Source organism: Clostridium frigoris (assembly GCF_018861865.1).
Taxonomy (GTDB): Bacteria; Bacillota; Clostridia; order Clostridiales; family Clostridiaceae; genus Clostridium_AD; species Clostridium_AD frigoris.
Genome location: NZ_JAHLDV010000085.1, coordinates 1 through 8,902 on the forward strand (window position 1 = coordinate 1; position 8,902 = coordinate 8,902).

The following is an 8,902-nucleotide window of genomic DNA, read 5'->3' on the forward strand; positions in this document are numbered from 1 at the left end:
CAATTATACCAAATAGAGGGGGTCATTGTTTTTTGTGCTAAAAACAGCTACAATCCTTGCAATAGCAGGGTTTTAAATAAATAAAACAAAGATAGTGTTAACACTATCTAACAAAAGAGGGAGGCAATATTATGAAAATAGAGAAAATATCGGATAAAATAGTATATAACGAAGAGAAATTCACTAAAAGGATTATATTTAAAGAAGATAGAGTGCTAAACTTCGTTTTGAATTTTAAACCAGGACAAGGGGTTCCGGCTCATAATCACGAACAAAGTGACCTTATTATTCATGTGATTGTAGGTCAAGGAGATATGGGCGTAGATGGAATAAATCATAAGATTACTCAAGGTGACATCATACACTGCAAGGGTACTGAAGTTTTTAGCTTAACCAAGACTAGTGATAAAGAGATGTCGTGTTATGTTATACTTGCTCCAAATCCATCCCCAATGTATTCAAAAGAAGTGTAGACATACTAATTTTACAAGGAGAATCTGATAGTGAAAGCTATGAATTTTTAAGTTGTAAAAACAATATATTAAATTAGACATAATAAAGCTTAGAATTGTGAGAACAGTTTTAAGCTTTATTATTTTTGTTGCTAAAATCATAAACAGTTTTTTAAAAGGTGTAAAAGATTAATAAACCACTAAAAAGTAATTATTAAATTTTACCAATTAGTGTATGAATATAATGATTTGTCTAAATATAATCAAAAACTCGGTTATTAGTTAGTAAAGAAATCGATTACTAAAATTTAGGAAATGTGATATTCGTCACATATTTTTTTCTGTTGTAGTGATAAAATATGATTATATAGTGAAAAAAATAACAAAGATTTATTGGTTTTATTAGTTCAGTAAACTGGTGGTTTCTTACAAAATTTTTAAAATGGGAGCTGTTATAATATGAAAAAAATACAATCGACCTGTAATTATTGTGGACTTGGATGCAATATAGATTTTTATGTAGAGAATAGTAAGATTATAAAGTTATCGCCAACAGATAATTATCCTGTAAATAAAGGGTTTTGTTGTATAAAGGGATTAAATTTAGATAAACAATGTACAAAAATTAAGGGTAGAAAATCGCCCCTTTTAAGAAACGAAAAAAACGAGATGGTAGAGGTTTCTTGGAAAGAAGGTTTTGATACTTTTGCGAGTAAGATGACTAGTATTCAAAAGGGGTATGGTATTGAAAGTGTAGCATTTATAAGTACAGGACAAATTACTACAGAAGAAATGGCACTTTTAGGTCATGTAGGTAGAAACTATATGGGTATAAATGGTGATGGTAACACAAGATTATGTATGGCAACTTCGGTTGTTGCTCATAAACAAAGTTTTGGTTTTGATGCGCCTCCATATACATTAAATGATGCTGAGCTTTCAGATACCATAATACTTATTGGAGCAAACCCTGTTGTTGCACACCCAGTTTTCTGGGGACGTATAAAAAGTAATAAGGAAGCAAAGATAATAACAATCGATCCAAGAAAATCAGAAACAGTATTGAATACAGATATTTGGATAGATATAAAACCAAAAGCAGATTTAGTACTTCTCTATACTTTAGCTAATGTATTAATTGAAAATGGATGGATAGATAATAGTTATATAGAAAATTATACGGAAGGATTTGAAGATTTCAAGGCACATGTTAGTAAATTCACATTAAATAGTGTGGAAAAAATTACTGGAATATCAAAGGAAAGAGTATTTGAACTTGCGAAAATAATACATAAGGGAAAGAGAGTTTCATTTTGGTGGACAATCGGTATTAATCAAGGATATCAAGCTGTTAGAACAGCACAAGCAATAATCAATCTTGCATTAATTACAGGAAATATGGGTCGAGAAGGAACGGGTGCAAATTCATTAACAGGACAATGTAATGCGATGGGTTCAAGAGTATTTAGTAATACTACTGGACTTTATGGAGGTGGAGATTACGATAATATGCAGCGCAGAAAAATCGTAGCCGAAGCTTTAGAAATTAAAGAAAACTTATTACCATCAAAACCAACATTACCATATAACGTAATTATAGACAAAATAAACAAAGGTGAAATTAAAGGGTTATGGGTAATTGGTACAAACCCAAGACATTCTTTTGTAAATAATCAAGAGTTTCAAAAAGCAGTAGATAAATTAGATTTCTTCGTGGTACAAGATATATATGAGGATACTGACAGTGCAAAACTTTGTGATTTGTTTTTACCATCGGTTCCTGCAATAAAAAAAATAGGGGTAATGATAAATACTGAACGTCGCCTCTCAGCAATTTTACCTGTACTTGAAAAAGAAAATGGTGAATTAACAGATTATGAAATATTTTTTTCAATTGGTAAGCAATTAGGAATGGGTATTTTACTTGATAAATGGAAAACCCCTAAAGATGCTTTTGAGTTAATGAAAAAATGTTCAAAGGGAATGCCATGTGATATAACAGGAATTACTTATGAACTTTTAAATGGATCAAAAGGAATACAATGGCCATTTAAAAAAAATCAATTTTTAGAAAAAGATGAAAGAAGATTATTTGAAGATAACAAGTATTATACGACATCTAAAAGGGCTAAGTTTATGTTTGAAGATCCAATTAAAAATCCAATTGAAATTTCAAAAAAGTTTCCTTATACACTTAACTCCGGTAGAGGAACTGTAGGTCAATGGCATACTCAAACAAGAACAAGAGAAATAGATGCAGTTAATTCAATAACATCAAAAGAGGCTTATGTTTATATAAATTCTGAGTTAGCCAAGGAGTTAAATATAGAGCAAAACGAAAAAATTAGAGTATCATCGTGTAACGGTGTTAATAGTGAATTTATAGCTAAGATAACTAATAATGTGAAGAAGGAACATTTATATGCGCCATTACATTATATAGAGACAAATTCATTAACACCATCAGTATTCGATCAATATTCAAAGGAACCCTCATATAAAACAGTATCAGTAAATATAGAAAAATTATTGAGTAAAGGAGCAATTAATTATGAAAAGGATAAAAATAGATAGAACAAAGTGCGTTGGATGTTTAACTTGCACTACTGCATGTATAATAGCACATGATTCAAGAGAAGCAAGGAGTAGAATAACAGTTGATAGTAATGGCTCGTATGCTCCAATATTTTGTAGACACTGTGATCAACCAGAATGTGTATTTACTTGTATGACAGGTGCTATGAGCAAAGATTATGAAACTGGTATTGTTAGTTATGACAAAAATAGATGCGCTAGTTGCTATATGTGCATAATGGCATGTCCTTATGGGGTTTTAAAAGCTGATGCTAAAAAGCAAACGGAAATTATGAAATGTGATATGTGTATTAGCACTAGTGAAGGAAAACCTCAGTGCATAGCTAAATGCCCTATGGGAGCACTTACGCTGAGGGAGGTATTATAATGAGATATGTAGTAATAGGAGCATCCGCTGCAGGAATAAGTGGAGCTAAAACATTAAGAATGTTAGATAAAAAAGCAGAAATAATATTGGTATCAAAGGATAAAAACGTATATTCAAGATGCATACTTCATCATTATATTTCAGGACGTAGAACTGTAAAAGAGTTAGATTTCACTGAAAAAGATTTTTTTGAAAAAAATAATATTAAGTGGATTAATGGAGTTATGGTTATAGGCCTTAATAATGATGATAAATGCCTTTCACTTTCAAATGGTGATATCTTAACATATGATAAGCTTTTAATTTCTAGTGGAGCTTCGGCATTTATTCCTCCTATTGGAAATTTAAGAGGAGCTAGTAATGTAGTAGGGCTTAGAAATCTTGAGGATGCAATAATTATAAAAAAGCAAGCAAGTAAAGTTAAAAATGTAGTTGTATTAGGGGCCGGTCTTGTGGGGATAGACGCATTAAGTGGTCTTAGAGATAGTGGAGTAAATGTTTCTTTAATAGAGATGAGCAAGAAAATACTTCCATTACAATTAGATAAATATACATCAAAAGTTTATGAGGATAAATTTAAGGAAAATGGTGTAAATCTAAAGTTAGATGTTAAAGCTGAAAAACTAATAATTGATGAAAATAAAAATCCTATATCATTATTATTAAACACTGGGGAAGAAGTACCATGTGAACTCGTAATAGTAGCAACAGGAGTTAGATCAAATGTTGGTTTTCTTGAAAATAGCGGGGTAGATACCGATAGATTTGGTTTAATTATAAATGAGAAGGGTGAGACAAATATAGATAGTATATATGGATGCGGAGATGTAAGTGGAAGAAATCCAATATGGCCAACAGCTGTTAAAGAAGGCATAATAGCAGCAAATAATATGGTCGGAAATGAAATGATAATGACAGACTTTTTTGGAAGCAAAAATACAATGAATTTCGAAGGAATAGCGACGATGTCCATTGGGATGATAGAACCTATTGATGAGACTTATATTGAAGAGGTTAAAATAGATGGGACAAACTATAAAAAGATAATTCATAAAGATGGGAAAATATACGGAAGTATAATTCAAGGTGATCTATCTTATTCAGGAATATTAACACAGCTCATTAGAGAAAATATAGATGTATCTAAAGTTAAAAAATCCCTATTTGAAATAGACTATTCAGATTTTTTTAATGAAGAAAAAAACTTCGAATTTAGTTATGAGTAATATTATTTAAATTTAAAATTTTGTTCGAATTTTTTGGGGAAGAATAAAATTATCCTTCTGAGATTGATATATATAAGCCTAATAGTTTTCGAATTCATAATAATAATAATAATAATAATATGGGGGAAAAATAATGGATATTGTAAATGTAAAAGGAAATTCAAAACAAGGATTAACAGGAGCAACTACTGGTTTTTTTGTAGGATTTGCAGCCGTTGCTCTTTATGGAGCTACAATCGCCGTATTTAAAGAAAGCTTTTCAACTCTCGACCCTATTCTATTAGCACTACTTATTGCAATACCAAGTTTGTCTGGTTCTTTACTTAGAATTCCATTTGCAGCTTGGGTAGATATCAATGGAGGAAGAAAACCATTTATTACTTTGCTTTCTCTTTCAATAATCGGTATGGCTGGCTTGTATATAGTTATGGCTTTTTTTAGACAAAATTTAAGTGAGTATTATTATTTATTATTAATTTTGGGAGCATTATCAGGTTGCGGTATAGCTACATTTTCTGTCGGAGTTGGTCAAGCATCTTATTGGTTCCCGCAAAGTAAGCAGGGGATGGCTTTAGGTATCTATGGAGGCGTTGGAAACTTAGCACCAGGAATATTTACACTGCTACTACCTAATGTTGCTATACCATTGTTAGGATTATCTGGTTCTTATTTAGCTTGGTTAATATTTTTAATAGTAGGAACTCTAGTTTATTGTATTATAGGAAAAAATGCATGGTATTTTCAATTAATTGATGCAGGAGTAGAAAAAGATGAAGCAAGAAAAATAGCTTCGTCGCAGTATGGTCAGGAATTATTCCCTAACAATAAAATAAGTGAAAGCTTATTAATTTCTGTAAAGACCTGGAAAACTTGGGCACTTGTTGTGATTTATTTTACTACATTTGGAGGATTCTTAGCACTAACAAGTTGGTTGCCTACTTACTGGATGAGCTTCTTTAAATTAAGTTTAAAAATGGCAGGTGCGTTGACTGCTATGTATTCAATTTCTGCATCTATTACTAGAATTTACGGTGGAAAGATAGCAGACAAGGTTGGAGGAGAAACTACATCAATTATAGCACTTATTATAATGCTTTCAGGAGCAGTATGTATGAGCATTACTAGCTCAATCCCTTTAGCTGTTGTAGGAGTTTTACTTTTAGCTGCTGGAATGGGTGTAACAAATGCTGCTGTATTTAAAATACTTCCAAAAGAGGTTCCTCATGCAATTGGAGGAGCCGCAGGATGGGTTGGAGGATTAGGAGCTTTTGGAGGCTTCGTTATACCACCTTTGATGGCATCTTTTATAGATAAAACAGGTGAAAATTTGAGTGGATTTTCAAATGGATTTATAGTATTTATAGTGTTAACTATAATTTCACTTGTAATTGTAGGTTCATTTAAAATGGAGTCAAGGAACTCAAAAATGAAGAAGAAGGTTAGTTTATAATGATTGAAGTAGGGAAAGCAAAGAAAATAATTAATGTGGTAGCAAAATCATTAAATCGTGAAATGAAATACGAAAAAGTATATATTTTAGATTCACTTAATAGAGTTTTATCTGAGGATATTTACTCGCTAGATAACTTGCCACCTTTTGATAAATCAGCAATGGATGGTTATGCTATAAGAAGCATGGATACACAAAACAAAAAAATATAATACTTGAAATTAAGTCATTAATAAAAGCTGGAGATTTTTGTGAAGAAACATTAAAAGAGAATGATGTCTATAAAATTATGACGGGAGCAATGCTGCCAAGTGGTGCAGATGCAGTAATACAAATTGAAAGAGTTAAAGTTGAAAGTGATAATTTGTACATTTATGAAGAGGTTAAAAAAGGTAATAATATTATAAAATTAGGAGAAGAAATTTTAAAAGGAGATGTCCCTTTAAATAAGGGAACTTTAATTAGACCGCCTGAGATTGGATTATTAGCTTCTCTAGGGTATGATTTTATTAATGTTTATAAAGCCCCTACGGTTGGTATAGTAATAACTGGTGATGAACTAATTGATATAAAATCTGAAATCAAAAAAGGAAAAATAAGAAATAGTAATGAATATTCGCTAAAGGCTTTAATAAAAAATTCAAATGCAGAAGTGTTTTCAGTGGGGATAGTTAAGGATGATAGGATAGCTATAAAAGAAAAGATATTCTGCGTGAAATAGGAGCAGATATTAAATTTACTTGCGTAGCCATTAAGCCAGGCAAACCTACAGTTTTTGCAGTATATAATAGTAAATTATTATTCGCCCTTCCTGGCAATCCTTCATCTTTAATAAACATTTTTGAAGAATTCGTAAAACCGGCTATAAAAGCTATGATGGGTATTACTGAAAATGAACCTGAGGAATTCCAAGTGGTTTTAAAAGATGATTTTAAAGCTAAAGAGGGAAGAGAAAAATATATATTCGTTAAGATTAAAAAAGAAGATGGAGCTTATTATGCATATAATTCAGGATCACAATGTTCCAATCACTTGCGTGCTATGTGTAATTCTAATGGAGTTATAATTATTCCTAAAAACAGTGGAAGTGTAAAGGTAGGTGAAGTAGTAAATGGTAAATTCATTTTCAGATAAAAGTAAGGAAACTTTAGTCCTTTCTATAGTAGCTACAAAATCAAACACTGGAAAAACAACTTTAATAGAGAAACTTAAACGACGTAAATTCAATTTGTGAGTTTATAGAAAGTAAATTAATAAAATGTATAGTTTAAAGAAGGGAATTAATGATAAATAAAACATTAGCAATATTGGCTGGCGGGCAAAGTAGTAGAATGCTTTATAATAACAAAGCCTTTCTTATATATAAAGAAAAAACATTTATAGAACAAATAATACGTGCAGGTAGTAGTTATAAAGAAATAATAATAGTTGCAAATAACAAAGACATCTATGAAGAATTTAATCTTAGAGTTGTAGGAGATATTTATAAAGGCCATGGACCACTTGGTGGTATTCATGCAGCACTAACAAATTCATTAACAGAATATTGTTTATGTATAGCTTGTGATATGCCTCTTATTAGTCCAGAAATATTAGATATATTAGGTTGTATTGAGGAAGATTATGAAGGGTTAATTCCTAAGGTTAACAATAGGTTGCAAACCCTTTGTGCGGTATATAAAAAAACTATTGTAAATAATATTGAAAAAAGTCTTCAAGAAAATGAGAATAAGATCCGAGAATTCATCGTAAGTATAGAATGTAAAGTAGTTGAAGGCTTATCATATAGAGAATTTTTAAATATTAACACCTTAGAAGATTACAAGAATTTGGAGGCGAAATATTAGATATAATATATTAGAGTTATTGAATAATAGTATAAGAGGATGTAAACTATAAATAGAAGCTAAAAGAGAGAGTGGTTACTTGTTATGAAATTTGAGGATAGAGTAAGAATATTTGAACATAAACTTAATGACACTGAGGATCAAATAATAGAGTTTATAAAAGAAAATAAAAAACTAGTTATTGATACATCTATACAGAAATTATCTGAAATGGTATTTACTGTTCCCAATACTATAGTAAGGTTATGCAAAAAGCTTGGATATGATGGGTTTTCAGAATTTAAAATTGCACTTAAACTAGAAGAGGAAACAGTTATAAATATTGTTTCTACTATACCTGAAAATATTACAAAAACATATGAAATAATGGATAGTAAAGCTATTAATAAAGTTGCTAAAAGAATTAATGAGGCAAGAAATATATTCTTTTATGGAGTTGGGGATTCCTTGCCATTTTGCGAAATGATGACCAAGTATTTGAGATGTGTTGGTAGAAAAGCTGAGTTTTTTACTCATCATCATGATATGCTTTTTACTATTGAAAATACAACACCAAAGGATTTAGTTTTTGTTATTAGCGCTTCGGGAGAAACAGTGCAAGTACTTGAGGCAGTTAAAATGATAAAAGAAAAAGGAGCCACAATAATTAGCCTGACTCATTTGTGTGATAATTCTATTGCTAAATTGTCAGATATCAGTTTATATTGTTTTTCTCCAAAGCAAAAGTTGAATAATTATGATATAACAGATAGAATACCCATGATGATAGTATTACGAAGGGTAATTGAAAAAATTTGGTTATTACAGTCCTAATAAATATATTGTTGAAAAATAAGAAGATTAATATCTGCTTATTTTTTTGTACGTCCAGCATGTTAGCTGAGCCGATAGGCTGAAAGAAGCCTATGTCGCCTAACCAACGGGAAGACAACCTGAGAGCAAGGGATTTACTGGCAACGGTAGGG

11 protein-coding genes and 1 pseudogene are annotated in these 8,902 nt (G+C 30.8%); all 12 read left to right on the forward strand.

Going from position 1 to position 8,902, the window contains the following annotated elements:
• The first annotated feature begins 131 nt into the window (after nt 1-131).
• On the forward strand, nt 132-473 hold the full coding sequence (locus tag KPL37_RS18430; RefSeq protein WP_216151539.1) for a cupin domain-containing protein: 342 nt from the start codon (nt 132-134) through the stop codon (nt 471-473).
• Between the two features lie 438 nt (nt 474-911).
• Nucleotides 912-3,026: a molybdopterin oxidoreductase family protein gene (locus KPL37_RS18435; protein WP_216151540.1), complete on the forward strand. Its 2,115-nt coding sequence runs from the start codon at nt 912-914 to the stop codon at nt 3,024-3,026.
• Entirely contained in the window at nt 3,004-3,414 is a 411-nt protein-coding gene (locus KPL37_RS18440) for a 4Fe-4S dicluster domain-containing protein (RefSeq protein ID WP_216151541.1), read from the forward strand. The genes KPL37_RS18435 and KPL37_RS18440 overlap by 23 nt, the downstream gene beginning before the upstream one ends.
• On the forward strand, nt 3,414-4,640 hold the full coding sequence (locus KPL37_RS18445) for an NAD(P)/FAD-dependent oxidoreductase (protein WP_216151542.1): 1,227 nt from the start codon (nt 3,414-3,416) through the stop codon (nt 4,638-4,640). Before KPL37_RS18440 ends, KPL37_RS18445 begins: the two co-directional genes overlap by 1 nt.
• A gap of 133 nt (nt 4,641-4,773) precedes the next feature.
• A complete protein-coding gene (locus tag KPL37_RS18450; protein WP_216151543.1) occupies nt 4,774-6,090 on the forward strand; it encodes an MFS transporter in 1,317 nt (438 codons plus the stop codon).
• The gene (locus tag KPL37_RS20185) at nt 6,090-6,302 is read left to right on the forward strand and encodes a hypothetical protein (RefSeq protein ID WP_281418726.1); all 213 of its coding nucleotides are present in this window, start codon (nt 6,090-6,092) and stop codon (nt 6,300-6,302) included. The genes KPL37_RS18450 and KPL37_RS20185 overlap by 1 nt, the downstream gene beginning before the upstream one ends.
• Nucleotides 6,303-6,322: 20 nt before the next feature.
• Entirely contained in the window at nt 6,323-6,811 is a 489-nt protein-coding gene (locus KPL37_RS19975; protein WP_425514052.1) for a molybdopterin-binding protein, read from the forward strand.
• Nucleotides 6,812-6,840: 29 nt separating this feature from the next.
• A pseudogene (locus KPL37_RS20455) lies at nt 6,841-6,900 on the forward strand (hypothetical protein); the annotation flags it as partial.
• 63 nt (nt 6,901-6,963) lie between these two features.
• Nucleotides 6,964-7,224: a molybdopterin-binding domain-containing protein gene (locus KPL37_RS19980; RefSeq protein WP_246578372.1), complete on the forward strand. Its 261-nt coding sequence runs from the start codon at nt 6,964-6,966 to the stop codon at nt 7,222-7,224.
• Nucleotides 7,202-7,324, forward strand: a complete 123-nt coding sequence (locus KPL37_RS18460) for a molybdopterin-guanine dinucleotide biosynthesis protein B (RefSeq protein WP_216151544.1) — start codon at nt 7,202-7,204, stop codon at nt 7,322-7,324. Before KPL37_RS19980 ends, KPL37_RS18460 begins: the two co-directional genes overlap by 23 nt.
• Before the next feature lie 49 nt (nt 7,325-7,373).
• Complete coding sequence (locus KPL37_RS18465; RefSeq protein ID WP_216151545.1) at nt 7,374-7,937, forward strand: molybdenum cofactor guanylyltransferase; 564 nt, start codon at nt 7,374-7,376, stop codon at nt 7,935-7,937.
• A gap of 84 nt (nt 7,938-8,021) precedes the next feature.
• Nucleotides 8,022-8,750: a MurR/RpiR family transcriptional regulator gene (locus KPL37_RS18470; RefSeq protein ID WP_216151546.1), complete on the forward strand. Its 729-nt coding sequence runs from the start codon at nt 8,022-8,024 to the stop codon at nt 8,748-8,750.
• The last annotated feature ends 152 nt before the right edge of the window (nt 8,751-8,902 follow it).

What these genes read in the sequence shown, in the direction of transcription:
- KPL37_RS18470 (WP_216151546.1), top strand. Translation starts at nt 8,022, where the DNA reads ATGAAATTTGAGGATAGAGTAAGAATATTTGAACATAAACTTAATGAC.
- KPL37_RS18435 (WP_216151540.1), top strand. Translation starts at nt 912, where the DNA reads ATGAAAAAAATACAATCGACCTGTAATTATTGTGGACTTGGATGCAAT.
- KPL37_RS18445 (WP_216151542.1), top strand. Translation starts at nt 3,414, where the DNA reads ATGAGATATGTAGTAATAGGAGCATCCGCTGCAGGAATAAGTGGAGCT.
- KPL37_RS20185 (WP_281418726.1), top strand. Translation starts at nt 6,090, where the DNA reads ATGATTGAAGTAGGGAAAGCAAAGAAAATAATTAATGTGGTAGCAAAA.
- KPL37_RS18460 (WP_216151544.1), top strand. Translation starts at nt 7,202, where the DNA reads ATGGTAAATTCATTTTCAGATAAAAGTAAGGAAACTTTAGTCCTTTCT.
- KPL37_RS18430 (WP_216151539.1), top strand. Translation starts at nt 132, where the DNA reads ATGAAAATAGAGAAAATATCGGATAAAATAGTATATAACGAAGAGAAA.
- KPL37_RS18450 (WP_216151543.1), top strand. Translation starts at nt 4,774, where the DNA reads ATGGATATTGTAAATGTAAAAGGAAATTCAAAACAAGGATTAACAGGA.
- KPL37_RS19980 (WP_246578372.1), top strand. Translation starts at nt 6,964, where the DNA reads ATGATGGGTATTACTGAAAATGAACCTGAGGAATTCCAAGTGGTTTTA.
- KPL37_RS18465 (WP_216151545.1), top strand. Translation starts at nt 7,374, where the DNA reads ATGATAAATAAAACATTAGCAATATTGGCTGGCGGGCAAAGTAGTAGA.
- KPL37_RS18440 (WP_216151541.1), top strand. Translation starts at nt 3,004, where the DNA reads ATGAAAAGGATAAAAATAGATAGAACAAAGTGCGTTGGATGTTTAACT.